Source organism: Streptomyces vietnamensis, from assembly GCF_000830005.1.
GTDB lineage: Bacteria > Actinomycetota > Actinomycetes > Streptomycetales > Streptomycetaceae > Streptomyces > Streptomyces vietnamensis.
The window spans coordinates 5,848,437-5,873,368 of the sequence record NZ_CP010407.1; the positions used below are offsets into that span (position 1 = coordinate 5,848,437).

Annotated in this window: 20 protein-coding genes and 1 riboswitch; of the genes, 12 read left to right on the forward strand and 8 right to left on the reverse strand. The window is 74.2% G+C overall.

The annotated features are described in order from the left end of the window. Window positions 1-13: 13 nt before the first annotated feature. The gene (locus tag SVTN_RS26410) at window positions 14-1,474 is read right to left on the reverse strand and encodes a multicopper oxidase family protein (protein ID WP_041131340.1); all 1,461 of its coding nucleotides are present in this window, start codon (window positions 1,472-1,474) and stop codon (window positions 14-16) included. 382 nt (window positions 1,475-1,856) lie between these two features. Between SVTN_RS26410 and SVTN_RS26415 the strand changes: the two genes are divergently transcribed. The 3 genes from SVTN_RS26415 to SVTN_RS42405 all read left to right on the forward strand — a co-directional run bounded on the left by SVTN_RS26415 (window position 1,857) and on the right by SVTN_RS42405 (window position 4,177). Next, on the forward strand, window positions 1,857-3,659 hold the full coding sequence (locus SVTN_RS26415) for a SagB/ThcOx family dehydrogenase (RefSeq protein ID WP_245727639.1): 1,803 nt from the start codon (window positions 1,857-1,859) through the stop codon (window positions 3,657-3,659). A gap of 140 nt (window positions 3,660-3,799) precedes the next feature. Beyond that, a complete protein-coding gene (locus SVTN_RS42400; protein ID WP_078908509.1) occupies window positions 3,800-3,970 on the forward strand; it encodes a thiazolylpeptide-type bacteriocin in 171 nt (56 codons plus the stop codon). 36 nt (window positions 3,971-4,006) lie between these two features. Next, a complete protein-coding gene (locus SVTN_RS42405) occupies window positions 4,007-4,177 on the forward strand; it encodes a thiazolylpeptide-type bacteriocin (protein ID WP_078908510.1) in 171 nt (56 codons plus the stop codon). A 103-nt stretch (window positions 4,178-4,280) separates the two neighbouring features. Here the strand turns inward: SVTN_RS42405 and SVTN_RS26420 are convergent, their stop codons facing one another. Then, complete coding sequence (locus SVTN_RS26420) at window positions 4,281-4,844, reverse strand: hypothetical protein (RefSeq protein WP_041131341.1); 564 nt, start codon at window positions 4,842-4,844, stop codon at window positions 4,281-4,283. Window positions 4,845-5,057: 213 nt separating this feature from the next. Here SVTN_RS26420 and SVTN_RS26425 point away from each other — a divergent pair, with 213 nt between their 5' ends. The 6 genes from SVTN_RS26425 to SVTN_RS26450 are packed head-to-tail and all read left to right on the forward strand — an operon-like array spanning window position 5,058 to window position 15,213. Further along, the gene (locus SVTN_RS26425) at window positions 5,058-6,251 is read left to right on the forward strand and encodes a hypothetical protein (RefSeq protein WP_245727641.1); all 1,194 of its coding nucleotides are present in this window, start codon (window positions 5,058-5,060) and stop codon (window positions 6,249-6,251) included. Then, a complete protein-coding gene (locus SVTN_RS26430) occupies window positions 6,248-8,929 on the forward strand; it encodes a lantibiotic dehydratase (protein WP_052499310.1) in 2,682 nt (893 codons plus the stop codon). The genes SVTN_RS26425 and SVTN_RS26430 overlap by 4 nt, the downstream gene beginning before the upstream one ends. A gap of 2 nt (window positions 8,930-8,931) precedes the next feature. Then, entirely contained in the window at window positions 8,932-10,740 is a 1,809-nt protein-coding gene (locus SVTN_RS26435) for a hypothetical protein (protein WP_052499311.1), read from the forward strand. Continuing rightward, entirely contained in the window at window positions 10,730-12,652 is a 1,923-nt protein-coding gene (locus SVTN_RS26440) for a TOMM precursor leader peptide-binding protein (RefSeq protein WP_041131342.1), read from the forward strand. Before SVTN_RS26435 ends, SVTN_RS26440 begins: the two co-directional genes overlap by 11 nt. Next, window positions 12,649-14,259: a nitroreductase family protein gene (locus SVTN_RS26445; RefSeq protein ID WP_041131343.1), complete on the forward strand. Its 1,611-nt coding sequence runs from the start codon at window positions 12,649-12,651 to the stop codon at window positions 14,257-14,259. Before SVTN_RS26440 ends, SVTN_RS26445 begins: the two co-directional genes overlap by 4 nt. A 9-nt stretch (window positions 14,260-14,268) precedes the next feature. Continuing rightward, the gene (locus SVTN_RS26450; protein WP_041131344.1) at window positions 14,269-15,213 is read left to right on the forward strand and encodes a thiopeptide-type bacteriocin biosynthesis protein; all 945 of its coding nucleotides are present in this window, start codon (window positions 14,269-14,271) and stop codon (window positions 15,211-15,213) included. 76 nt (window positions 15,214-15,289) lie between these two features. Here the strand turns inward: SVTN_RS26450 and SVTN_RS26455 are convergent, their stop codons facing one another. Continuing rightward, window positions 15,290-16,120 (reverse strand): ABC transporter permease, encoded by an 831-nt coding sequence (locus SVTN_RS26455; protein ID WP_041131345.1) that lies wholly within the window; start codon window positions 16,118-16,120, stop codon window positions 15,290-15,292. Next, the gene (locus SVTN_RS26460) at window positions 16,117-17,106 is read right to left on the reverse strand and encodes an ABC transporter ATP-binding protein (protein WP_041131346.1); all 990 of its coding nucleotides are present in this window, start codon (window positions 17,104-17,106) and stop codon (window positions 16,117-16,119) included. Before SVTN_RS26460 ends, SVTN_RS26455 begins: the two co-directional genes overlap by 4 nt. A 314-nt stretch (window positions 17,107-17,420) precedes the next feature. On the opposite strand from SVTN_RS26460, the gene SVTN_RS26465 reads away from it, so the two are divergent. Together SVTN_RS26465 and SVTN_RS26470 are read left to right on the forward strand one after the other, a co-directional pair. Beyond that, window positions 17,421-18,641: an FAD-dependent monooxygenase gene (locus SVTN_RS26465; protein WP_245727643.1), complete on the forward strand. Its 1,221-nt coding sequence runs from the start codon at window positions 17,421-17,423 to the stop codon at window positions 18,639-18,641. Between the two features lie 204 nt (window positions 18,642-18,845). Further along, on the forward strand, window positions 18,846-19,088 hold the full coding sequence (locus SVTN_RS26470; protein WP_041131347.1) for a hypothetical protein: 243 nt from the start codon (window positions 18,846-18,848) through the stop codon (window positions 19,086-19,088). A 55-nt stretch (window positions 19,089-19,143) separates the two neighbouring features. Here the strand turns inward: SVTN_RS26470 and SVTN_RS26475 are convergent, their stop codons facing one another. The 4 genes from SVTN_RS26475 to gcvT all read right to left on the reverse strand — a co-directional run bounded on the left by SVTN_RS26475 (window position 19,144) and on the right by gcvT (window position 23,548). Next, window positions 19,144-20,514 carry an L-serine ammonia-lyase gene (locus SVTN_RS26475; protein WP_041131348.1) on the reverse strand — a complete coding sequence of 457 codons (1,371 nt, stop codon included), beginning with the start codon at window positions 20,512-20,514 and terminating at the stop codon, window positions 19,144-19,146. Window positions 20,515-20,664: 150 nt separating this feature from the next. Then, window positions 20,665-21,933 carry a serine hydroxymethyltransferase gene (gene glyA, locus SVTN_RS26480; protein ID WP_041131349.1) on the reverse strand — a complete coding sequence of 423 codons (1,269 nt, stop codon included), beginning with the start codon at window positions 21,931-21,933 and terminating at the stop codon, window positions 20,665-20,667. A 32-nt stretch (window positions 21,934-21,965) separates the two neighbouring features. Then, window positions 21,966-22,346, reverse strand: a complete 381-nt coding sequence (gene gcvH, locus SVTN_RS26485; RefSeq protein WP_041131350.1) for a glycine cleavage system protein GcvH — start codon at window positions 22,344-22,346, stop codon at window positions 21,966-21,968. Between the two features lie 77 nt (window positions 22,347-22,423). Further along, a complete protein-coding gene (gene gcvT / locus SVTN_RS26490; RefSeq protein WP_041131351.1) occupies window positions 22,424-23,548 on the reverse strand; it encodes a glycine cleavage system aminomethyltransferase GcvT in 1,125 nt (374 codons plus the stop codon). A 160-nt stretch (window positions 23,549-23,708) separates the two neighbouring features. Next, window positions 23,709-23,808, reverse strand: a riboswitch (glycine riboswitch). A 159-nt stretch (window positions 23,809-23,967) separates the two neighbouring features. On the opposite strand from gcvT, the gene SVTN_RS26495 reads away from it, so the two are divergent. Continuing rightward, window positions 23,968-24,612 carry an AAA family ATPase gene (locus SVTN_RS26495; RefSeq protein WP_041131352.1) on the forward strand — a complete coding sequence of 215 codons (645 nt, stop codon included), beginning with the start codon at window positions 23,968-23,970 and terminating at the stop codon, window positions 24,610-24,612. Window positions 24,613-24,932 lie beyond the last annotated feature (320 nt).

A 24,932-nucleotide genomic window follows, 5' to 3' on the forward strand; every position in this document is an offset into this window, starting at 1 on the left:
TCAGGGGAAGAAGTCAGGAGATGCGCATCTGCGCCATCATTCCCATGGCGCTGTGGTCGATCATGTGGCAGTGATAGGGGAAGACCCCGCGGTGCGTGTCGAAGGTCAGCTGGAGTTTCGCGGTCTGTCCCGGGAAGAGGAGCACCGTGTCCTTGAGTCCCGCCTCCGCCGGATAGACCGGCATTCCGTCCCTTTCGAGAATGCGGAACTGCACCAGATGCGTGTGGAAGTTGTGCGGGACGGTCGTGCTGGTGTTCTTGACGGTCCACACCTCCGTCGAGCCCCAGGCGATCTCGGTGTCGATCCGGTCGTGGTCGAAGGTCTTCTCGTTGATGTACGCCTTGGAGCCCGTGCCCGGCTCGTCCATCCGCAGCTCGAAGGAGCGCTCGACGGTCGGCGTGGGCAGCGCCGGCAGGGTGGTGAGGACGTCCGGCACCCGGCTGGGGTCGTCGACCTTCTCCTCGACGTCGAAGCGCATGATCTGCCCGACGAGTTCGGTCGGGCCGGGCCCCAGCATGTTCGACAGGGTGACCTGGGTGCCCGGCGCGTACCGGGAGAAGTCGATGACGAAGTCGGCGCGCTCGCCGGGGGAGAGGACGATCACCGGCGAGGGCGCCGGCGCCGGCAGCAGCCCGCCGTCGGAACCGACGTGGATGATGGGGCTGCCGTCGGACAGCGCCATCACGAAGATCCGCAGGTTGCAGGAGTTGACCATCCGGAAGCGGTACTTGCGGGCCTTGACCTTCATGTACGGCCACGGGGCGCCGTTGACCAGGATGGTCGTGCGGTTGAGGGCGTCGTCCATCGTGTAGACCATCTGCCCCGCCGCGTCGAAGTGCGCGTCCCGCAGGATCAGCGGCACCTCGTACGCCCCGGAGGGCAGCCCGAGCGCGTCCTCGGCCTCGTCGCCGAGGAGGTAGAGCCCGGAGAGGCCCCGGTAGACGTGCTCGGACTCCATGTGGTGGGCGTGGTCGTGCGTCCACAGCGTGGCGCCCACCTGCCGGTTGGCGTACACGTACGTCTTCGCGGCGCCCGGCTGGATCAGGTCCGTCATGCCGCCGTCGTACTCCTGCGGGTTGGCCCCGCCGTGCAGGTGCACCGAGGTCGGCATCGACAGCCCGTTGATCTGCCGGACGACGGCCGTGCGGCCGCTGCGGGCGCGGATGGTGGGGCCGGGGAAGGTGCCGTCGTACGTGAGGACCTCGGTCTTCAGACCGGGCAGGATCTCCACGGCCGTCTTGCGCATGGTGACCGCGTAGTAGTCGGCCGACCGGGTCCTGCGGTACGGGGCGAGGACCTTCGGGCGCGGCAGCGGCACGGTGAACGGGGCGACCGCGGGCGGGCCTGCCGGAGGCTCGGCGGCCGCGGCCGGGATGCCGGAGGTGAGGCCCTGGAAGACCCCGCCGGCCGCGCCGACAGCGCCGACGGCACCGGCGGTGAGTCCGAGTCGTATCGCATGGCGGCGAGAGAACACTGCGGGATTCCTTACGTGACGGTTTTCCGGGAGCGAGGGGTTCGTTCTATTCGCTCTCCGAGCATGGGCGCGAACGGGCGGAACTCCGAGAGAGTTCGCCCCGGTGCTTGCATGTGTCACGCGATCGATGACCTCGGTCATTCCGGCCGGTGGGCGGGGGAATGCGGGCCTCCGGGATGACGGGAGTCACGGCCCGGAATGCGACCCGTCACGAGACCGCCCGGGAAATGTCACGGATTTCCGCGGCGGCGGACCGGGGCGGTATTCCGGGCGCGAGGCTGGTGCCCGGCGTCTGCCCTGCGCACGGCGCCGTCCCGTCCGCCGGCGCCCGGGCCGCTCGGCCCCGGCGCCGGACCCTCGTCCACGCGCCCACGGAGGCCCCGTGCAGACCACGCAGACACCCGCATCCGCCATCGAACCCGAGGCCCGGGACACCGGGGCACCCGCCCCCGCCGCGCCCGCCGCCCCCGCCGCGCCCGGGGCCGAGGGGCCCGGGCCCGTCCGGCTCACCGCGCCGGGGGCCGCCGACGCCGGGGACGCCGCCCCGACTGCGACCGGTGGCGCCGGGCCCGTCCAGTTCACCGCGCCGGGGGCCGCCGACACCGGGGAGGCCGCTTCGACGGCGGCCGCTGGTGCCGGGGACGCCGCCTCGCCAACGACCGGTGGCGCCGGGCCCGTTCCGCCCGCCGCAGGCGAACCCGCGCCCGCCGTCCCGGTGTTCACCGGTGGCGTCCAGGTCCTCTTCGGCGACGAGGGGGACGTCGCCACCCTCGTCGGCCCCACCACCTCGATCGCCGTGCGGCCCGTCCGGGGCGCCGTCCGTGCCGCCCTCGGGCGGCTCGCCGAAGGGGCCCTGCCCGCCGAGGAGTTGTACGCCGGACTGCTGCCCGCCGAGCGCGTCCACGTCGAGCGGATCCTCGGCCGCGCCCGGCACCTGCTCGCCCACGCCGTCCTCGCCCGGGGTTCCCGGCGGGTCCTCGTGCGCCTGGAGCCGGTCGCCCGCGACGCCGCGTACGAGCCCGTCGCCGTCCGCCCCGACGCGACCGTACGCCTCTCCCGCTTCGCCTTCTGCCGCAGCCGCGAGGGCGCCCTCGTCCTGGAGTCGCCGCTCGTCAAGTACCGCGCCGTGCTCACCGACGCCGCCGCCCGGACCCTGGCCGCCGCCCTCGGCGCGCCCGGCACCCCCGGGCGCCTCGGCGCGGACGCGGGGCTCGACGCCGAGTCCACCACCGACGTCCTCGCCCACCTCGTCGGCGCCGGCTTCGCCGAACTCGCCGACGAGGACGGCGCCTTCGCCTCCGACGCCGAACCCGTCCTGCGCCAGTGGGACTTCCACGACCTGCTCTTCCACTCGCGGATCCGCTCCGGCCGGTACGACGACGTCTTCGGCGCCGTCTACCCGCACCGCGGCGCGATCGAGCCGCGTCCGGCGGTGAAGCCGGTGCCCGAGGGGCCGTCCATGCCCCTGTACCGGCCGACCCGCGAGGAGATCGCCGAGCGCGACCCCTCGCTCACCACCGCGATCGAGACCCGGCGCTCCATCCGGGGGTACGGCGAGCAGGAGATGACGGCGCGCCAGCTCGGCGAGTTCCTCTACCGGGTCGCCCGGGTCCGCGCCCACTACACCCCCGAGCCGGGCAGCACGCGCGACGAGGTGGTCTCCCGTCCGTACCCGAGCGGCGGCCAGGGCTACGAGCTGGAGCTGTACGTCACCGTGCGGCGCTGCGCGGGCCTGGAGCCCGGCATCTACTACTACGACCCCGTCGGCCACCGCCTGGTCCTGCGCAACGAGGAGGAGGCCGACCGCGAGTCCCTCTTCCACGTGGCGTCCCGGGCCACCGGCATGGAGGCCCGCCCCGACGTGCTGGTCACCGTCACGGCCCGCTTCCAGCGCATGTCGTGGAAGTACCGGGCCATCGCCTACGCCACCACGCTCCGGCACACCGGCGTGCTCTACCAGACGATGTACCTGGTCGCGACGGCCCTCGGCCTGGCCCCGTGCGCCCTGGGCAACGGCGACGCCGACATGTCCGCACGGGTCCTGGGCCTGGACTACCTCCAGGAGTCCTCGGTGGGCGATTTCCTGCTCGGCAGCCGGCGCCCGGACGATTCCGTCGCAGGTGAGCCGGGGGAGGGCTGGCGCATGCTCAACAGCCCCGAGTGGTCCCTTCCCGATAACCCCTGAGCCTTTCGGCGTGACGCCCGTTATTCCGGGCGTGATAAACGTCAGGCGGTGCTTGGAAAGGCTGGTGCACCCGACGGCCGGTCAGCATTATTGGTGATGCAGCCGAACGGTTGCCGAGAAGAAATCCGAAAGGAATTCACATGAGCATCGACGACATCAAGAACGGCGACGACAAGGCGTTCGACGGCTTCAACGTCGACGAGCTGGAGACCCTCGAGGTCGCCCAGGGCGTGGCCCTCCCGGAGATGGGTGCCTCCAGCGGCTCGATCGGCACCTCGTCCTCCTCGTCCTCCACCTGCTCCGCCTGCTGAACATCCCCCGACCGAAACGCTGAAAGGAAACACAGCATGAGCATCGACGACATCAAGAACGGCGACGGCAAGGCGTTCGACGACTTCAACGTCGACGAGCTGGAGACCCTCGAGGTCGCCCAGGGTGTCGCCCTCCCGGAGATGGGTGCCTCCAGCGGCTCGATCGGCACCTCGTCGTCCTCGTCCTCCACCTGCTCGGCCTGCTGACCGGGTAACCGAGGCTGAACGCACGACGCACGAAGGATGCGACCGCCCGGCTCCGGCCGGGTGGCGCATCCTCGCGTGCGCCGACCGTGTCGTACGGGGCGGGTCAGCCCCGCAGGGCGACGTGGAAGGACGAGGCCCACAGCACCAGCGCCGCGCCCAGGCCCACCACCGTGCGGATCGTCTCCGCCGTGGTGCCGGCCGCCAGGACGGCGAGCCCCACCAGCGCGACCGCCGTCAGGAAGACCGCGGTCCACTTGTACTGCCACTGGTCGAAGAGGCGGGCGAGCGGGAAGAAGTGCAGGCCCACGACCAGGCAGATCCCGACCGGGATGAACTCCGGGTGCCCCGAGGCGTTCGACGCGGCGATCACCGCGAAGATCGCCACCAGCTCGGCCGCGTTGACCAGGCCGACCCCCCGGTTCCACTTCTCCGGCAGCCGCACCAGACGGGTCACGGGACCCGCGGTGCCCCGGAAGGCCAGGACCACCGCGCCGACCGTGACGGCCGCCGCGACGACGCCGACGGTGACCGAAACCGGTACCGCCGCTATCCCCGAACCGCCTGCGAAGGCCCATACGAGGGCGAAGACGGCGAGGACGATCGCGCCGCGTCGGCGCAGGTTGCGCGTGAGCGCCAGGCACTCCGCGTCGGTGGTTTCCGTAGTCATGGCGCGGACACTACAGCGATGATCCGACCGGGTTGTCTATTTTCGGCCAGTTCGATCGGACGGCGCCGGTCGATCCCATGGCCCGAGCGTCACGGAAAGCGTGACACATGTCAGCGGCGACTTCTTTTCCCTGTTCCGCTCCAATTCCCGCACGGCATGATTTCGAGCGGAACACAGGACGTTTATTCTCGATTTCTCGGAAGGTGCGAAAGCATGGGGGTTGATGCGCTGGAGCGCACTGCCGTGAAGCCGGATTCCGACGGCCTGACGGGAGTGCGGCTGCACACACGGATGCCGGTCACACCGGCCTGGCTCGCCCGGTACGTCGTCCCGGTCGCCCGCGCGCTGAACGAGGCGGGCGCCCCCGCCGTCCAGCTGCGCCGCGGGTGGCTCCACGGACCGCACGTCGACATCCTCGCCCGGGACGCCGCCGGAATCCCCGGCGGCGGCCCCGACTGGGACGCGGTCCTCCGCGGCCTCGACGCCGGCCCGCTCGACCCGCCCCGGGCGCTCACCGAGGAGGCCTACCTCGACCAGGCGCGGGAGTTCGGCCGCCTGGAGGCCGTCCAGCCGCCCTACCTGCCGCTGCGCGAGCACGGTGCCGTCGAGCGGATCGCCCCCGGCGGGACGGCCGGCGCGAACGCCTCCCGCGACCCGCGCCTCGACACCTTCCGCACCGTCGTGCACGCGGCGCTCACCCCCGCCCTGCTGCGGACCGTCGACGACCTCGCGGGCGAGCCCGGCTCCGGCACCCTCCGCCTCGCCGAGGCCTTCGCCGCACTCGCCGACACCCACGCCCTCGGCCTCGGCTACGGGGTCTTCTCGCCGCGCTCCCACGTCGAGGCCTTCCTCGCCTGGGCCGCGCCCACCAAGGACGTCCGGCCCGTCTTCGCCCAGCGTCTCGCCGAGGACGCGCCGATGCTCCGCCGGGTCGTCGAACAGCGGCTGAGCGGCGAGGTCTCCGCGACCGCCGCCGCCTGGCGCACCGGCTTCGCCTACGGGGCCGGGGCGCTGGAGAGCGCGGTCGCCGCCGGCACCCTCAGCCTCGACCTGCTCGACGCCGCCACCGACGGCCTCGACCGCTCCGAGATGGGCCCGCCCGGGGCCACCCGGGTCGTCCCGCAGGGCGAGCAGCCCGACAGCGACTTCCACCGGACCGTCGGCGCGGCCGGGGTGACCTCGTCCCCGTCGCCGTGGTTCGCCGCCTTCCGCCTCCTCACGAACCTCTTCTACGAGCAGCTCCCGCTGCTCACCGTCTCCCCGATGCAGCGCTACTACACGTGCTACGCGATCGCCGAGACCGTCGACGAGGTGCTCGGCGTCTCCTGGCGCGAGCGGATCGCCGCGAACGGCTCCGCCGGACACCCGAGCACGACCGCCCACGCCCCCCAGGGAGCCCAGCGATGACCGCCCCCGTGATCGGCACCCCGACGGACCCGGCCCCGGTCCCCCCGACCGCCGGGGCGACCGGGTCCGAGCCCCGGCCGGCCGCCGCGGCCGTCCCCGAGCCGCTCTGGTTCCTGCGGGTCAACCCGCTGCGCCGGGCCCGCCTCGCCGACCTCGAGCTGCGGCGCCTGCTCGCCCTGCTCACCACCGCCGAGCAGGCCCTCGCCGACGCCGCCTCCGCCGCCTCCGACGAGTTGTACGAGCGGATCGGCGCCGCCACCGAGGACGCCGAGCGGCGCGAACTCATCGCCCTGCGCCGGTCCGTGCACAACGACAAGGCCCCGAAGAAGACGCCGGACACCCCGGCCGTCGAGGCCTGGCTCGCGGCCCGCGCGGAGCGCGACCGGATCCGCGGCGAACTCGTCGCCGGCTACCCCGACGCCGCCGAACGCGAGCGCGGTGTCCTCGCCGGGCTCCTCGGCGACCCCGACCTGCTGCGCTCCCTCGCGCTCGTCGCACCCGAGGTCCACCAGGAGGCCGAGCGGTACCGCACGGCCGTCGCCGCACCCGGCAAGGTCCCGGCGAAGTCCCGCAAGTCCGAGCGCGGACTCATCCAGTACGTCACCCGCGCCATGGTCCGCACGAGCCCGCTCGCCCGGTTCACCGCCGTCGGCATCGCGGAGCCCGACCCGGCGGGACCCGGCCCCGACGAGGCCGGCTTCCCCGGCGCGACCGCCTTCCCCGGCCTCGACCGCGTGATGCTCAACTACGTGGTCGGCGGCCTGCCCGACCCAGCCGACCGGAACCTCGAAGAGCTCTGGATCGGGCTTCCGCCCACCTCCGCGCCCGACCCGGCGGCCGGGAAGCTGTTCTTCCTGCGGCCGGGCCCCGAGGGGATGCGCCGCGCCGCCGTCTCCCTCGACGGCCCCGCAGGCGACCTCCTCGACGCGGTCTCCATGGGCCCCCGCCCCTTCCCGTCCGTCGTCGCCCACGTCGCCGAACGCTCCGGACGCACCCCCGAGGACGCCGACCGCCAGGTCAGGGGCGCCGTCGCCCAGGGCCTCCTGTGCACCTTCCACGAGGCCGAGGACGGCTCCGCCGACTACGACGACCTGCTCTCCCCGGACGACGACCGCCCGCTCACGAAGGAGCTCACCGACCGCGTCAAGACCGGTCTGCCCGCCTTCACGGCCGCGCCCGCCGCCGAACGCGGCGCCGCGCTCGCCGAGTTGCGCGGCGCCCTCGGCGAGCTCTCGCACGCGGCGGGCCGCCCCGCGCACGTCACGGTCGAGGAGGACTACGTGATGCCGCCGCTCGCGGTGGACACGGAGCCCTGGAAGGAGTCCCTGAAGGACCTCGGGCCCGCCGTCGAACTCCTCACCGTCTTCGACTGGCTGCACGACGTCCGGGTCCTCATGACCGCCGCGTTCGTCGAGCGGTTCGGCCCCGGGGCGAACGTCCCCCTCGCCGCCCACGCGCCCTTCGTCGTCGGCGAGGTCTCCCGCCGCGCCGCCGCCATGGCCGCCGTGTACGGCCCCGACGGCCCCGGCGACCCGGCCGCCCTGAAGGGCATCGGCCCCGCCGACGGCTCCCTGGAGCGCATCTACGAGCTGCGCCGCGAGGTCACCGAGGCCGTGCACGCCCTCATCGGGCAGGCCGTGGAGCGCGGCGACGACACCCTCCGCATCAGCCCCGAGCAGGTCGCCGGGCTCACTGCCGCACTGCCGGAACGATTCCGCCGCGACCCGCTGATCTACGGCGTCCTGCTCCAGCGCGGCGACGGCCACCTCGTCCTCAACGACGGCCTGCCGGGCCACGGCATGCTGTACGCCCGCTTCCTGGAGGCCGACCGGAGGATGGGCGGCCGGGCCCTGCCCCGCCTCGCCGAGCACGTCCGCCGCGTGTACGGACACGACGGCGCCCGCGTCACCGAGGACCTCGGCCTGCACCGCCTCAACGTCAACGCCCACACACCCGTGCTGCCCGGCGGCCTCACCCCCGACGACTGGTTCGGACTGCGGCTCGCCCACGACCCCGACACCGACTCGCTGCGCGTCGAGGACGCCGAGGGCGCCCCGCTGCGGGTCCTGCCCCTCGGCACCGGCCACCCCGGCCTCTTCCCGCCGCCGCTCTCCGTCGCCTCCGGGCTCGCCATCAGCGGCCGGCTCTTCAACGCCCTCCCCAACAGCTGGCACGCCGCCACCCCCTGGGACAAGGCCGCCACCCGCACCGCGCCCCGCATGGCCGTCGGCGACGTCCTCATCGGCCGCCGCCGCTGGTACGGGGGAGAGGAACTCGGCACCGCGCTCGCCGCCGGACCCGAGGAGCACGACCGGCTCCTCGCCCTCAACGCCTGGCGCGCCCGGCACGGCGTCCCCGAGGAGGTCGTCGTCAAGACGGTCCCCGAGGACGAGGGCCCGCTCTCCGTCGGCGCCCCCGACATCCAGTCCAAGCGGCTCCAGCAGAAGCCCCAGTACGTCGACCTGAGCAGCGCGCTCGGCGCCCGCGTACTGCCCCGGATGCTGGAACGGCGCGGCGCCGACACCGGCGGCAGCTACCTGGAGGAGGCGCTGCCCGGTGTCGTCGACGGCACCCACGCCACCGAATGGGTCGTCGAGGTCGGCCGGACCGCCGGCGGCCGCTTCACCTACCACCCGCAGGGCGAAGACCGCCCCACGACCCAGGCAGAGGAGCGGTGACGATGCTCAAGGCACGCCCCGACCTGCACTACGCGCCCGTCCCCGGCGGGGTCTACTTCAGCGGCGTCCGCGCCCAGTTCGTGCTGCGCGGCTCCGAGGTCCTGCACGCCGTCGCCCAGGGCTGCGTCCCGCTCCTGGAGGAGGGCACCGACGAGGACGCGCTCGTCGCCGGCATCGGCACGGAACGCGCCCGCCCCGCCGTCCGCCACCTCGTCGACAGGCTCCGCGAGAACGGACTGCTCCTCGACCCGGCCGCGTTCACCGCCCCCGAGCCGCCCGCCGAGGTGCGGGAACGGCACGCCGAGTCCCTCGCCCGGCTCGAAGGCCTCCTCGACGACCCGTACGGCGCGTTCGCCCGGCTCAGGGCCGCGACCGTGCTCGTCACCGGGCCGCCGGCCGCCACCGGGCCCGCCGTCCGGGGCCTGCGCCGCGCCGGCGTGGGGACGGTCCTCACGGAGGCGGGGGCCGAAGCCCCCGACGCCGTCCTCGACATCCGGGAGTCCCGCGAGGGCGACACCGACCCCGCACCCCCGTCCGAGGCGCCCCTGGTCGTGCCGGTCCGGATCGGCACCGGCGGCGTCACCCTCGTCGGACCGGCCCTCACCGGGCCCGGACACCCGGCCGTCCGCGACGCGTTCCACGACCGGGCCCGCGCCTGGGCCGCCGCCGGGTCCACCGCGCCCGCGCCCCGCCCCGTGGCGGACGCGCTCGCCGGGGCCCTCGCGGCCCAGCTGCTCGTCGACACCCTGACCGGTACGGCGGACGCGGGCGAGGCCCACGTCGTGCACGGGACGGACCTGGTCTCCGACCGGGTCACCGTCGGGGGAGCCCCCATGGCGGCCGCGCCCGGCCGACCCGGCTCCCTCCCGCTCCCGACGCCCGAGGACCGTACGACGGAGGACGACGGCACAGCGGCGGAGGACCGCACGCACACCCTCGCCGGCGCCCCCGCCGACGACCTCCCCGAGCCGGACGAGGCGCGCGAGACCGCCGCCCCGCTCGCCGCCCGCTGGACCGGGCCGCTCGCCCTCGCCGAGGGCGCCGACCTGCCCCAGATGCCGCTCGCCCTGCGCGCCGCCGAGCTCCGCTCGGCCGGCCGCCCCACGACCACGGTCCTCGCCTGGGCCGCCCATCAGGAGACCGCCGCCGTCGCGGCGACCCTCCAGGCCCTGCGGGCCCTCATCCCCGGGGCGCCCACCCCGGCGGCAGGCCCGCACGCCCGCATCCCCGGGGCTCCCACCCCGGCGGCAGGGCTCACGCGGGAACACTGGCTCCTCGACGGCGCGTTGCGCCTGCTCGCCGAGGAGGCGGAGTTCCCGCCGGCGGAGACCGCCACCCCGCACGTGCCGCCCGCGGCCCTCCCGGTGGGCGACCCCGCCGTGGCCGCGGGCGGCGGAGCCCCCGGGGGCACCGACCCCGAGGGCCTGCGGATCCTGTCCCGGCTCCGGGCCCTGCTCACGGAGGAACCCCTCGTACGGACAGCCTCCGTACCCGGACTCGACTGGCGGCTCGCCGAGGTGACCGCCGACGGCACCGCCCTCGGCCGCGCCTGGGGCGCCGACGCGGCCGAGGCCGCCCGGAACGCCCTGTGCACCGCGCTCGCCCGCACCCAGACCGCCGACCTGCCCGGCACGGTCGACCCGCTCTCCACCGACGCCCTGCTCCTCGCCGACCGCGCCGCCCTGGACGCCCTCCGCGCACAACTGGCCGCCACGGGACGGGCGTTCCGCGGCGAGGCCGTCCGCCACGACCCGGTGCTCGGCGAGCTCCCCCTCTGGTACGGCCCCGTGGAGGCCCACGATGCCCACTGACACCCTCACGCTCGCCCTCGGCCCCGGGCTCGACGCCCTCCCCGCCGACGAGGCCTGGCGGGACGCGCTCGACGTCCTCGCCGGCCTCCTCCCCGAAGGGACCGTCGCCGCCGACCGGGGCTGGGACCTCGGCTGGGAGCGGGACCGGTTCGCCGAGGCCCGCGCCGCCGGCCGCCCCCATCTGTCCGTCCGGCTGCGCGCCGACGAGGTGCTCGTCGGCCCGCTCTGGCGGCCCGGCACCGACGCGGGCTGCGCCGGCTGCGCCGAGGTCCGCGACCGCACCGTCCCCGACCACCCCCTCGTCGGCGACCTCCGGCACGCGACCGCCGCCCCGGGCCCCGGCGCGCCGCTCCTCCCCGAACTGCTCCGGGCGACCCTGGAGCACCTGGGGGAGCGGCCGCTCGGGCCCGGTGAACTCTTCGCCGTCTCCCCGCGCGGCCTGCGCCGCCACCGCATCGCCCGCAGCTTCCACTGCCCGCTCTGCGGCCCGGCGTACGAGGAGCTCGACGGCACCGACACCCCGGCGCCGCTCGCGCTGACCGACCGGCCCGCGTTCCCGGACGACTCCACCCGCACGGCCGCGAGCCGGCTCGTCGAGCGCGGGGTCCTCCAGGAGCGCCTGGTCGACGAGCGGTTCGGACCCGTCAGGGCGCTGCTCCGCGAGTCCCGCGCGCCCTTCGCGATGAGCATGGCCGTGGTGCCGGACGCCCCGGCGATGGGCCACGGGCGCGCCCGTACCTTCGCCGAGACCGGACCGGTCGCGATCCTGGAGGCGTACGAGCGGCTCGCGGGCTTCCCGTACGACCTGCCCGTCCTCACCCACCGCTCGTACCGGGAGGTCGCCGGCCACGCCGTCGACCCGGCCGGGCTCGGGCAGTACACCGCCGAGCAGCTCGCCCACCCCACCAGCCGGGCCACGCCCTTCGACGCGGACACCCCGATGGACTGGGTGTGGGGCCACGACCTCGACGACGGGCGGCCGCTGCTCGTCCCCGCCGACCACGCCTTCTACCAGTACGAGTACAACCACCGCCGGGACCGCAGGGCCGCCCGCGAGGCCGGGACCCCGGGCCGCAAGCACTACTTCTACGAGTCGTCCAGCGGCTGCGCCGTCGGCGCGAACCTCGAAGAGGCCGCCCTGCACTCGCTGTTCGAGCTCGCGGAGCGGGACGCGTTCCTGCTCTCCTGGCACCGGGCGGCCCCGCTGCCCACCATCCCGAACCACACCCTCACCGACCCCACCAGCCGCGCCATGATCGAGCTGATGGAGTCGCGCGGCTTCGACGTCCATCTCCTCGTCGCCACCCGCGACATCGCCCTGCCCGTCGTCTGGGTCCTCGCGGTGAACCGTCTCAACCCCTTCCCCGCGACCTTCTCCTCGGCGGGCTCCGGCGCCGACCCGCAGTCCGCGATCCGCGGCGCCCTGCGCGAGGTCGCCCAGCTCGTCACCAACCCCGTCGACTGGACCCGCGAGACCGTCGAGCCGATGGTCGAGGACCCGTGGCTGGTCCAGGAGCTGGAGGACCACGTCCGCTTCTCGTCCCTGCCCGAGACCGCCGCGCGCGCCACCGCCGCCCTCGGCGGGCCCCGGGTCACACTGGACGAGGCCTTCCCCGACTGGCCCGGCCGGCTCGACCGCGGCTCCGGCGGGGACGTGCGCGGCGCCCTGGACTTCGTCCGCGGCCTCTTCGCGGAGGCCGGACTCGACCGGATCGTCCTCGTCGACCAGACGAGCCGCGAACACGCCGACGCGGGCATCCACGTGGCCCGCGCCGTCGTCCCCGGCATCCTCCCGATGTGCTTCGGCCACGCCCAGCAGCGCCTCGCGGGCCTGCCCCGGCTCACCGCCGCGCTGCGCGGCACCGCCCAGGAACACCGGGCCCTGCCCCTCGACCCCCACCCGTTCCCGTGACGGCGCCCCCGCGCGCCCGCAGGCGCGGCCCCGTCGACCTGCCCGGCCCCGAGGGCGACAACAGCATCGCCCGCGAGCCCCTCTGGTACGCGTACGGGGCCGGGGACGACGCACCGGAGGCACCCCCGTGGACCTGGGTGCCGCAGCCGCCGCCCGACACGCACACACCGCCCCCGCCACCGCGCGGGGGCGGCCCGCGCGAGGCCCTGCCCCTCGGCACCCACGACCGGCTCGCGGCCCTGCCGTTCCCGCACCTGCCGTTCCCGCACCCGCCGGGAGCCGGCCCGCGGACGGCCGGCCCGGACCCGGCCCCGGCGCAGCCGGCCGCGACCCCGGCCCCGCCCACGGCGCCCGCGCACGCGGCCGAACCGGACGCCGTCCGGCTCGGCCGCGCCCTCGTGACCGCCTTCGGGCCCCAGCGCCGCGAGCCGGAGAACCCCTACAACGACCACCGGCCCTATGCCTCGCCCCGATGCCTCTTCCCCGTCCACGCCTTCGTGGACGGGGGCGCGGGCATGCCGTGGCGCCTCCTCGAGCCGGACCGGCACGCCCTCACCGGCACCCCGGCCGCGCCCGCCGGCAACGTCGTCCTCACCGGCCGGTACACGACCGTGCCGCCCGCCTACCAGTGGTTCCGCGGCTCCCTCGTCGCCATCGAACTCGGCTTCGTGCTCCGGGCGTTGAGCCTCGGGCTCGAACTCTTCGGCGTGCCCGCGCGGCTCCGGCCCCCCGGCCCCGACGCCCACGCCCTGCTGCCCGACCTGGGCCTCGACGACGCCTGGGCCTGGTCCCTGCCGTTCGTCGTGGAGACGACCGGGGCGGAACCGGCGCCCGCCGGCGGGGGGCCCCTGCCGGAGCCCCCCGCGCACCTCGACGACACCGACCCGTCCCTCGCCGCCCTGATCCGCGTCAACCGCGAACAGACCTACGGTGGCGCCCCCGCCCCCCTCACCACCGCCGTCCCCCGGGGCCTCGGCCCCTCGGCGGCCGTGGCGGACTGGGCCGAGCTGCTGTGGCGGCGCCACTCCGGACGGATGCCGCGCGCCCTGCACGGCATGAGCGGCCGCCGCGCGCGCGTACCCGCCGAGGCGCTCGACAGCGCCGTCCGCTGGCTCGCCGTCCCCCCGCCGGGACCCGAACTGGCCGCCGCCTTCGAGGCCTTGAAGGTCACCGCGGTCGTCCACGGCGTCGACGGTGCCACCGACGGCGTCCACCGGCTGCGGGACGGCGCCGCGCACCTGCTGCGCGCCGACCCGACCGCGCCCGAACGCCTGGAGGAGCAGTACGGCTACGGCGTCTCGCCCGTCAACGGCTGCGGCATCCGCGACGCCCCGCTCACCGTCTTCCTCTCGGTCCGGACCCGGGAGCTCTTCGAGCGCCTCGGCCGCGCCGGCTGGGGCGCCGTCCAGCACGCCGCCGGCTGGGCCGCGCACGGGCTCTGCCTGTCCGCCGCCGCCTCCGGCCTCTTCGCCCGCCCGGTGCGGGCGTTCAAGGAGATCCCCATCCAGCGCGTCCTCGGCCTCGACCCGGACGAGATGATCGTCCTGTCCGTGGTCGTGGGAGTACCGCGGCCCACCGGCGGCGCGCTGCTCGACCTCAGACTCTGAAGGAGCGACGTGACCCCGCCACCCGATCACCGGCCCACCGAGTGGACCGCCTGGCACCTCCACCTCGGCACCACGGCCCGGTCGGCCCACGACCGGGTCGTCACCGACGTCATCGGCCCCACCGTCCGCGAACTCGCCCCCGGCACGCCGTGGTTCTTCATCCGCTACTGGCAGTCGGGCCCCCATCTGCGGCTGCGCGTCGGCGACCTCGACGCCCCCGCGCGCGCCCGCGTCGAGGCCGCGCTCACCGAACGCCTCGCCGTGGCCGGCGCGCCCGCACCGGGCGAGGAGCCGCTGGACCCCGCCGCCTACCGCAGCGGGGCCGAGCGGCTCGCCGCCGCCGGCGAGACCGGCGAGAACACCACCGTGAAGGACCTGCTGCCGCCCGGCGTCCACCCGGCCGTCTACGAGCCGGAGTTCGACCGGTACGGCGGTACGGCCCTGATGCCGGCCGCGGAGTCCCTCTTCACCCTCTCCAGCACCCTGGTCCTCGCCGCGCTCCCGAAGGTGACGGGCGAACGGCAGCGCGCGGCGCTCGCCCTGCGCGGCACCCTCGCCGTCGCCGCCGCCCTCGGGGACCCGGCGGAGCGCGCGTACTACTACGCCCACGGCCTCGGCGCCTGGCGCGCCTGGGCCGCCGAGGCCGGCCACCCGGCCGCCCTCCTCGACACGATCACCCGCGTCGAGGGGGCGGTCGCCCTCGACCCCGAGGCCCACGGCCCCTTCGCCGGCTGGCACGCCCGCCTCGCCGCGCACGCCGAGGAGATCAGGGCGCACTCCCCGGCCCACCCCGGCATGGTCCTCTTCTCGCACGCGCACATGCTCCACAACCGGCTGGGCCTGAGCCTCCTGGAGGAGCTCCGCACGTACGCGGTGCTCGCCCACGCCTTTCCCCTGCCCGAGCACGCCCCCGTACCGCACGGCACCGCTTCCCCCGAGGTGCCCGCCGCGTGACCCCCGCCCCCCACGGGGTCACAGCAGGAGGCCCGGCCGGGAAACCCGGCCGGGCCTTCCTGATGAGGTCCCCCGACTACTCGGGGCGCGGGTCCCAGCGGAAGCTGCGGACGGCGATCAGGGCGCCGACGACACCCCAGGCGGCGAGGACGGCGAGGTCACGCCACTGGAAGCCGGCGTCCTGGGTGAAGAGCGCCAGCATCGCGTCGTTGAACGGCTTCACGGGCAGCAGGCCCGCGATGTTGTTGAGCAGCTCGGCGTGGATCGGGAAGTAGCTGCCGGAGATGAAGACCAGCGGGAACTGGATGAACTGCACGACGGCCGGTGCCGCCTCCGAGTTCTTGATCAGCGAGGCCACACCGACGCCGAGCGCGCAGAAGCTGGCCGCGCCGAGCACCAGGGTGAGGAGCACCGCGCCCCAGTGGGTGGGCAGGTCGACTCCGTAGAGCGCGCCGATGCCGAAGACGAGGGCGACGTCCACGATGCTGACGACCACGCAGTGCACGAGCAGGCCCGCGAAGTACACCCAGGCGGGCAGCGGGGTGGCGTGCAGCCGCTTGAGGACGCCGGTCTGCCGGCGCATCGCGAGGACGATCGCCAACTGGCCGTAGCAGGCGCCGAGTACGGACACGGCGGCGATCACCGGCGTGTAGTACTGCATGCCGGTGAGGCCGAAGAAGAACTCCTGGCCCTCGCTGCCGCTGAAGACGGCGCCGAAGATGCCGATGATGACGATCGGCAGCACGAAGGTGAAGACCATCGACTGCGGGTTGCGCCAGAACGACAGCTGTTCGTAGCGGATCTGATGGCCGAGCAGGGCGAGCGGGTTCCGCTCGCGGTACGCGTCCGCGCGCGCGGACGGGGCCGCCGTCGCGGTCTCGGCGGTCGGGGGGATCAGGGTGGTCATGAGCGGCTCCGTCCGGGTCGGCGGCCTCGTCCCGCGGGCGCCTTGCGCCCCCGCGCGGACGACGGCGAGGAGGCTTCCTGCTGTACGTACTCGCTGGTCAGGCTCAGGTACACGTCCTCGAGGGTGGGCTGCTCGACGGTCAGCCGGTCCAGCGGCGTGCCCCGGTCGAGGGCCCAGCCGGTCAGCCGGTGCAGCGCGGCCGTCGGTTCCGTCGTCTCGGCCGTCACGAGGCCGTCCTCCACGTCGCTCACCGGCAGGGGGACGTCGCCGAGTGCGGCGCCGGCCGGGAGCGCGAAGCGGATCCGGGTCTGGGCGCTGTCGCGTCCGCCGAGCGTGTCCGGGGTGCCGGAGGCGACGATCCGGCCCTCGGCGATGACGACGACCGAGTCGGCGAGGGCCTGGGCCTCGTCCATGTAGTGGGTGGTGAGGACGATGGTGGTGCCGTCGTCACGCAGGTTGCGCACGACGTCCCAGGCGCCGCGGCGGGCGTTCGGGTCGAAGCCGGTGGTCGGCTCGTCGAGGAAGAGCAGCTTCGGCCGGCCGACGACGCCGAGGGCCAGGTCGAGACGGCGCTTCTGGCCGCCGGACAGGTCCTTGACCTTGGCGCCCTTCTTCTCGTTCAGGCCGACGAGGTCGAGGAGTTCGTCGACGTTCCGCGGGTCCGGGTAGTAGCCGGCGTTCCGCGCGACGGTCTCCCGCACGGACAGGTACGGCTCGACGGCGATGTCCTGGAGGACCAGGCCGACCTGGCCGCGCAGCCAGTGGCCGTCGGCCTTGACGCCGGGGTCGCGGCCGAGGACCTCGACGCGGCCGCCGTCGCGGTCGCGGAAGCCCTCCAGGATCTCCAGGGTGGTGGTCTTGCCCGCGCCGTTCGGCCCGAGCAGGGCGAAGATCTCGCCCTCGGCGACGGTGAAGTCGACGCCGCGTACGGCCTCGTGGTCGCCGTACCGCTTCTGCAGGCCTTCGACGGCCACCGCGGCGGTCACCGCGGTCCCTCCGCTCGTGTCACTGTGTGCCTCCCGATCTCGTGGGACGTCGTGGGGTCGTCGCCCACAGACGGACTCCGGGGCGCGGCCTCGACGTTAGGCGCGGGAGCACGGTCAGGAGCGGGCGCGCGGGGGTGCCGGTGACGGACGTCATGGAAGCCGCGACAGTTGTCAGCGCGGGCCGTGACCCGCGTTGTCGGGGGCGGCCGGCCCGCCCATGCTCGGGGTGCGGCGGACGGCCGGGACCGGGGGGAGACCACGGCCGGCGACGCCGAAGTGCCGACACGGAAGCGACGCGGAAGGCGGTCTCAAAGGTGCGGTTCGATGATCTGGACGAGTGGGGAGCGGAGGAGCGGCCGCACGTCTCGGTGGTCGGCGCCGGCATCGGCGGCCTGGCCCTGGCCGGTGCGCTCTCCGCCAACGGCATTCCGTACACGGTGTACGAGCAGACGCGGCGGCTCGCCGAGGTCGGGGCGGGCGTCCAGCTCTCGCCGAACGCGGTCCGGCCGCTGCTGCGGCTCGGCCTCGGCCCGGCCCTGCGCGAGCGCGCGGTGGCGATCGAGGCCATGGAGGTACGGGGGTGGAGCGGGCGGCCGATCGCCCGGACGCCGCTGGGCGCGGAGTGCGAGCGGATGTTCGGCGCCCCGTACTACGCGGTGCACCGCGCGCATCTCCACGACGCGCTGCTCTCGCTGGTCGACCCGGCCGCCCTCAAGCTCGGCGAGCGGCTGAGCGAGGCCCGGGAGACCGGGCCCGAGGGCGTCCGGCTGACCTTCGAGGACGGGACGGTGCGCGGGGCGGACCTCGTGGTCGGCGCCGACGGCATCCACTCCACGGTCCGCGAGGCCTTCCGGCGCGACGAGCCGGAGTTCGCGGGGCTCGGCATCTACCGGGGCCTGGTGCCGGTGGACGCCCTCCCGGACACGGCCCGCGAGCCCCTGGTGCGCCTCTGGCTCGGCCCGGGCGGGCACTTCGTCTGCTACCCGGTCGCGGCGGGGGAGTACCTGAGCTTCGCGGCGACCGTGCCGATGACCGGCTCGCCCGGCGAGTCCTGGTCGGCCCCGGGCGACCCGGAGGCGCTGCGCGGGGTCTTCGGCGGCTGGGCCGGTCTGGTCGCGGACGTCGTGGCGGCCGTGGAGACGACGCACCAGTGGGCGCTGCACGACCGTCCCCCGCTGGACGTGTGGTCCTCGCGCCGGCTCACGCTGCTCGGCGACGCGGCCCACCCGATGCTGCCGTTCATGGCGCAGGGCGCCAACCAGGCGGTCGAGGACGCGATGGACCTGGCGGCCTGTCTGGCGGATCCGGCGGCGGCGACGACCGCGGCCCGGCTCGACCGCTACCAGGCGCTGAGGATCCCGCGCACGGCCGAGATCCAGCGCGGCTCGCGGGGCAACGCGGGCATCCTGCACCTGCCCGACGGCCCGGCGCAGCGCCGCAGGGACGCCCGGATGGCGGTGCACGCGGCGCTGCGGGACCGGGCGATGCTGTACGCCCACGAGACGGGCCGGAGCGTGGTGCCGACGCCGGCGTGAGGGCGGTGCGACGGGCTGTGTGGCGGGTTGTGTGACCGGCGGACGGGCCCGACCTGACGCATTGGCCTAGACCTATTGTGCGGTTCTTTCCGTGACGGTACGTTCATCCCCGGCTGCGCAGCCGGACGTACCGCAACGCAACGCACCACATCGCATCGTCACGCACTCCGCCGGGGCATCCCGGCGTTTTCAGGAGGCAATGCCATGTACCGCCGCACAGCAGCCGCTCTCGCCACCGCCGTCACCGCCGGGGCGCTCGCACTCGGCGCCGCCGGAGCCGCCCAGGCCAACCCCGGCCCCGGCTACTACGCGAACAGCTCCTACTCCTCGTACGCCGACTGCCAGGCCGCGGGGAGGGCCGGCTACCGGACCTGGGGCCCGATCTTCACCTGCGAGCCCTTCAGCGCCGACCGCCCGGACGTCATCGTCCTCTGGGTCCGCGCCTGAGCAAGACAACGGCCCGCCCCGGGACCTTCCGGGGCGGGCCGTTGTGCGCGCGGTCTCAGCACTCGATGATGTTCACCGCGAGACCACCCCGCGCGGTCTCCTTGTACTTAACGCTCATGTCCGCACCCGTCTCCTTCATGGTCTTGATGACCTTGTCCAGGGAGACCAGATGGCTGCCGTCGCCGCGCATCGACATCTTCGCCGCCGTGACCGCCTTGACCGCCGCCATGCCGTTGCGCTCGATGCACGGGATCTGCACCAGACCGCCCACCGGGTCACAGGTCAGACCCAGGTTGTGCTCCATGCCGATCTCGGCCGCGTTCTCCACCTGCTCCGGCGAACCGCCCAGCACCTCGGCCAGCGCCCCCGCCGCCATCGAACAGGCCGAACCCACCTCGCCCTGGCAGCCGACCTCGGCACCGGAGATCGAGGCGTTCTCCTTGAACAGCATGCCCACCGCGCCCGCCGCCAGCAGGAAACGGACGATGCCGTCCTCGTCCGCACCCGGCACGAAGTTCATGTAGTAGTGCAGCACCGCCGGGATGATGCCGGCCGCCCCGTTGGTCGGGGCGGTGACCACCCGGCCGCCCGCCGCGTTCTCCTCGTTCACGGCCATCGCATACAGGGTGATCCACTCCATCGCGTGCGCGGCCGGGTCGCCCTCGGAACGCAGCTTGCGGGCCGAGGTCGCCGCCCGGCGGCGGACCTTCAGGCCGCCGGGCAGGATGCCCTCGCGGGACATGCCGCGCGAGACGCAGGCCTGCATGACCCGCCAGATCTCCAGCAGGCCCGCGCGGATCTCGTCCTCGGTGCGCCAGGCCTTCTCGTTCTCCAGCATCAGCGAGGAGATCGACAGGCCGGTCTCCCGGGCCAGCCGCAGCAGCTCGTCGCCGGTGCGGAAGGGGTACTTCAGGACGGTGTCGTCCGGGATGATCGGGTTCTCGCCCGCCACCGCGTCGCCGTCGACGACGAAGCCGCCGCCGACCGAGTAGTAGGTCTTCTCCAGCACCGGCGCGCCCTGCGCGTCGTAGGCGAAGACGGTCATGCCGTTGGCGTGGTACGGCAGTGCCTTGCGGCGGTGCAGGACCAGGTCGTCGTCGAAGGAGAAGGGGATCTCGTGGGCGCCCAGCAGGTTGATCCTCCCGCTCGCCTTGATCCGCTCGACCTCCTCGTCGGCGGTCTCCACGTCGACGGTGCGCGGCGAGTTGCCCTCCAGGCCGAGCAGGACGGCCTTGGGGGTGCCGTGGCCGTGGCCGGTGGCGCCGAGCGAGCCGTACAGCTCCGCCCGTATCTGCGCGGTGTGGGCGAGCAGGCCCTCGTTCTTCAGGCGGCGGGCGAACATCCGGGCCGCGCGCATGGGGCCCACCGTGTGGGAGCTCGAGGGGCCGATGCCGATCGAGAACAGGTCGAAGACCGAGATGGCCACGGGAGGACTCCTTGTGGGGGCTAGACGCCGTTGTCTGCCGGGGTGGAGCAGAGAAGCGTGAAGAAGGGCTGGGCATGGGGCGGGGCACCGCGCTCACTGTCCAGTGTGCGCGGTGCCCCGAAGATTCCGTACGAACAAAAGGGTACGAAATTACTTCAGGCCGGGGTACAGCGGGTGCTTGTCGGCGAGCGCCGTCACCCGGGCCTTGAGGGCCGCGGCCTTGTCCGCGTCGAAGCCGGGCTTCAGGGTCTCCGCGATGACGTCGGCGACCTCGGCGAAGTCCTCGGCCTGGAAGCCGCGGGTCGCGAGGGCCGGCGTACCGATGCGCAGACCCGAGGTGACCATCGGCGGGCGCGGGTCGTTCGGAACGGCGTTCCGGTTGACCGTGATGCCGACCTCGTGGAGACGGTCCTCGGCCTGCTGGCCGTCGAGCTCGGAGTTGCGCAGGTCCACCAGGACCAGGTGCACGTCCGTGCCGCCGGACAGGACGGAGACGCCGTGGGCGGTGACGTCGTCCTGGACCAGGCGCTCGGCCAGCGCGCGGGCGCCGTCCAGGGTGCGCTGCTGGCGCTCCTTGAACTCCTCCGAGGCCGCGACCTTGAAGGAGACGGCCTTGGCCGCGATCACGTGCTCCAGCGGGCCGCCCTGGAAACCGGGGAAGACCGAGGAGTTCAGCTTCTTCGCGAACTCCTTCTTCGCCAGGATGATGCCGCCGCGCGGGCCGCCGAGCGTCTTGTGCGTGGTGGAGGTCACCACGTCCGCGTACTCGACCGGGTTCGGGTGCAGACCGGCGGCGACCAGGCCCGCGAAGTGGGCCATGTCGACCCACAGGTAGGCCTCGACCTCGTCGGCGATCCGGCGGAACTCGGCGAAGTCCAGCTGGCGCGGGTAGGCGGACCAGCCCGCGATGATCACCTTGGGGCGGTGCTCCTTGGCGAGGCGCTCGACCTCGGCCATGTCGACCAGACCGGCCTCGTCCACGTGGTACGCGACCACGTTGAACTGCTTGCCGGAGAAGTTCAGGCGCATGCCGTGGGTGAGGTGACCGCCGTGCGCCAGGTCGAGACCCAGGATCGTGTCGCCGGGCTGGGCGATCGCGAAGAGGGCGGCCTGGTTCGCGGAGGCGCCGGAGTGCGGCTGGACGTTGGCGTACTCGGCGCCGAACAGGTCCTTGATCCGGTCGATCGCGATCTGCTCGGCCACGTCGACGTGCTCGCAGCCGCCGTAGTAGCGACGGCCCGGGTAGCCCTCGGCGTACTTGTTGGTGAGGACGGAGCCCTGGGCCTCCATGACCGCGACCGGAGCGAAGTTCTCCGAGGCGATCATCTCGAGGGTGGACTGCTGACGGCGGAGCTCGGCGTCGACGGCGGCGGCGACGTCGGGGTCCAGGTCGTGGAGGGGAGTGTTCAGAAGCGACATGAATCGATCCCTAGGGGGTCTCGGGCCCGGTCTCAGTTTCCGGCGGAGAACGCGGTGTAGGCGTCGGCGTCGAGCAGGTCGTCCGGCTCGCCGGTGACGCGCACCTTGAACAGCCAGCCACCCTCGAACGGAGCCGTGTTCACCAGGGACGGGTCGTCCACCACGTCCTGGTTGGCCTCGACGACCTCGCCCGTGACGGGGGAGTAGAGGTCGCTGACCGACTTCGTCGACTCGAGCTCGCCACAGGTCTCGCCCGCGGTGACGGTGTCGCCGACCTCGGGGAGCTGGGCGTAGACGACGTCACCGAGCGCGTTGGCCGCGAACTCCGTGATGCCGACCGTCGCGACGCCGTCCTCGGCGGCCGACAGCCACTCGTGCTCCTTGGTGTAGCGCAGCTCGTTGGGGTTGCTCATGACCTGATTCTCCTGGATCGGGGGAGTACTGATGAACGTGGGTCTTGCGTGGTGAGACGAGAAGTGGGACGACCGCGTCACTTCTGGCGCTTGTAGAACGGCAGCGCGACGACCTCGTACGGCTCGTGGGTGCCGCGGATGTCCACACCTACACCCTGGGTGCCGGGCTCGGCGTGCGCCGCGTCCACGTACGCCATCGCGATCGGCTTTCCGAGGGTCGGGGAGGGGGCGCCGGAGGTGACCTCGCCGATGACCTCGCCGTCCTTGACGACCTGGAAGCCGGCGCGCGGGACCCGGCGGCCCTCGGCGATCAGACCGACGAGCTTGCGCGGCGGGGCGGTCTCGGCGCGCTCGGCGGCCTTCTCCAGGGCCTCGCGGCCGACGAAGCGGCCCTCGTTCGTCGTCTTCTCGAACTTCACGACCCGGCCGAGGCCCGCGTCGAAGGGGGTGAGGGCGGTGGTCAGCTCGTGGCCGTACAGCGGCATGCCCGCCTCCAGGCGGAGCGTGTCACGGCAGGACAGGCCGCAGGGGATCAGGCCGACGCCCTCGCCCGCCTCGGTCAGCGCCTTCCAGACGCCCTCGGCGTGCTCGGGCTTCAGGAACAGCTCGAAGCCGTCCTCGCCGGTGTAGCCGGTGCGGGCGATCAGAGCGGGGACGCCGGCGACCGTGCCGGGCAGGCCGGCGTAGTACTTCAGACCGTCCAGGTCGGCGTCGGTGAGCGACTTCAGGATGCCGGGGGACTCCGGGCCCTGGACCGCGATCAGGGCGTACGCGTCACGGTCGTCGCGGACCTCGGCGTCGAAGCCGGCCGCGCGCTCGGTCAGCGCGTCGAGGACGACCTGGGCGTTGGAGGCGTTGGCGACGACCATGTACTCCGTCTCGCCGAGGCGGTAGACGATCAGGTCGTCGAGGATGCCGCCGTCCTCCCGGCAGATCATCGTGTAGCGGGCGCGGCCGTTGCCCACCGTGGAGATGTTGCCGACGAGGGCGTAGTCCAGGAGGTCGACGGCCTGCGGGCCCGTGACCGTGATCTCGCCCATGTGGGAGAGGTCGAAGAGGCCGGCCTTGGTGCGGACGGCGTTGTGCTCGTCGCGCTCGCTGCCGTACCGCAGCGGCATGTCCCAGCCGGCGAAGTCGGTCATGGTCGCGCCCAGCGAACGATGCAGGGCATCGAGGGCGGTCAGGCGGGGGGCAGTGGTCATGGGGTGGCTCCCGGGTCCCAAGGGCGTGATCGGTGACGAAACACATGACGGGCGAGGACGTCCTCCCCATCTGTCATGGAACCTGAGAGGTTCACCGAGAGCATCCTCGGCTTGCACCTTGGGTGGGGACACGGTGACGTGTCCCGCTTTTCAGATCTGCCTCATCCACGCGGTACGGGGCCTGAGAGATTCAAGGGAGGGTCTTGCTCCTTCGGCGCCCGGACGCGCTCGGCGGTCCGGAACTCTCCCGCGCGGATTCGAGCGGCCGGTATGCGGTTGTGCGGCGACTGTGCGCGCCTGGCGCGCACATCATCGCACGCGGTGTCGGCGGGGCAAATCGCTTGTGCCGCATTACCATCTCTTTACACTTCGTGGGCAAGGGTCTCCTCAGGTCTCCGAGGCCCGACAGGGGGAGAGCGATGAGGATCCAGCACACCGGCGCATACGCGACGAGCACCGGCATACCGTCCCAGCGGGCCCGTGGCCGTCTTCTGCGGGACCTGCGCGAGCGCGGCGGCCGCGGCCCCCGCGCCCTCACCTTCGCCGCCGGCGACCTCGTCGTCGTCTCCGGGCTGCCCGGCAGCGGCAAGTCCACCCTGATGAAGCGCGCCGCCCAGGGCAGCGGCATCGACTCCCAGGACGCCCGCGAGCGCTGGGAGGCCCGCATGCCGCGCCTCCTCCCGTACGCCGTCTACCGCCCCCTCGTCCGGATCGCGCACTACGCCGGGCTGCGCCGCGCCCTGCGCTCCGGCGCGAGCCTGATCGTCCACGACTGCGGCACCCAGGCCTGGGTGCGCGGCTGGCTCGCCCGCGAGGCGAGACGCCGCGGCCGCGCCCTGCACCTGCTCCTCCTCGACGTCACCCCCGACATCGCCCGGGCCGGCCAGGACGCCCGGGGCCGGGGCGTCTCCGCGTACGCCTTCGCGCGGCACCGGAGGGCCGTCGGCCGGCTCCTGCGGGCCGCCGAGTCCGGCAGCCTGCCGCACGGCTGCGCCTCGGCGACCCTCCTCGACCGCGCCGCCGCCGACTCCCTCCACCGGATCGACTTCCGCGAGGCGGCCTGAGGGGCCTGAAGACCCCGGGCCGGCGCAGGGCGGACGAAGGCCGAGGCCGGACAGGGTGCCGGACGGTCGCGGGCCGAGGGCCGGCCGGACACGAGCCGGGCGGGGCGGTCGGATACGGGCCGAGTGGGGCGGTCGGATACGGGCCGAGCGGGGCGGTCGGACACGGGCCGGGGGGCCGGCCGGATACGGGCCGAGCGGGCCGGCCGGATACGAGCCGAGCGGGGTGGTCGGACACGGGCCGGGCGGGGCGGCCGGGGGCGCGGTCGGAGGTGCGGCCGGGCAGGGCGGGCGCGGCAGGGGGCGTCCCGCTTCCGTCCCGG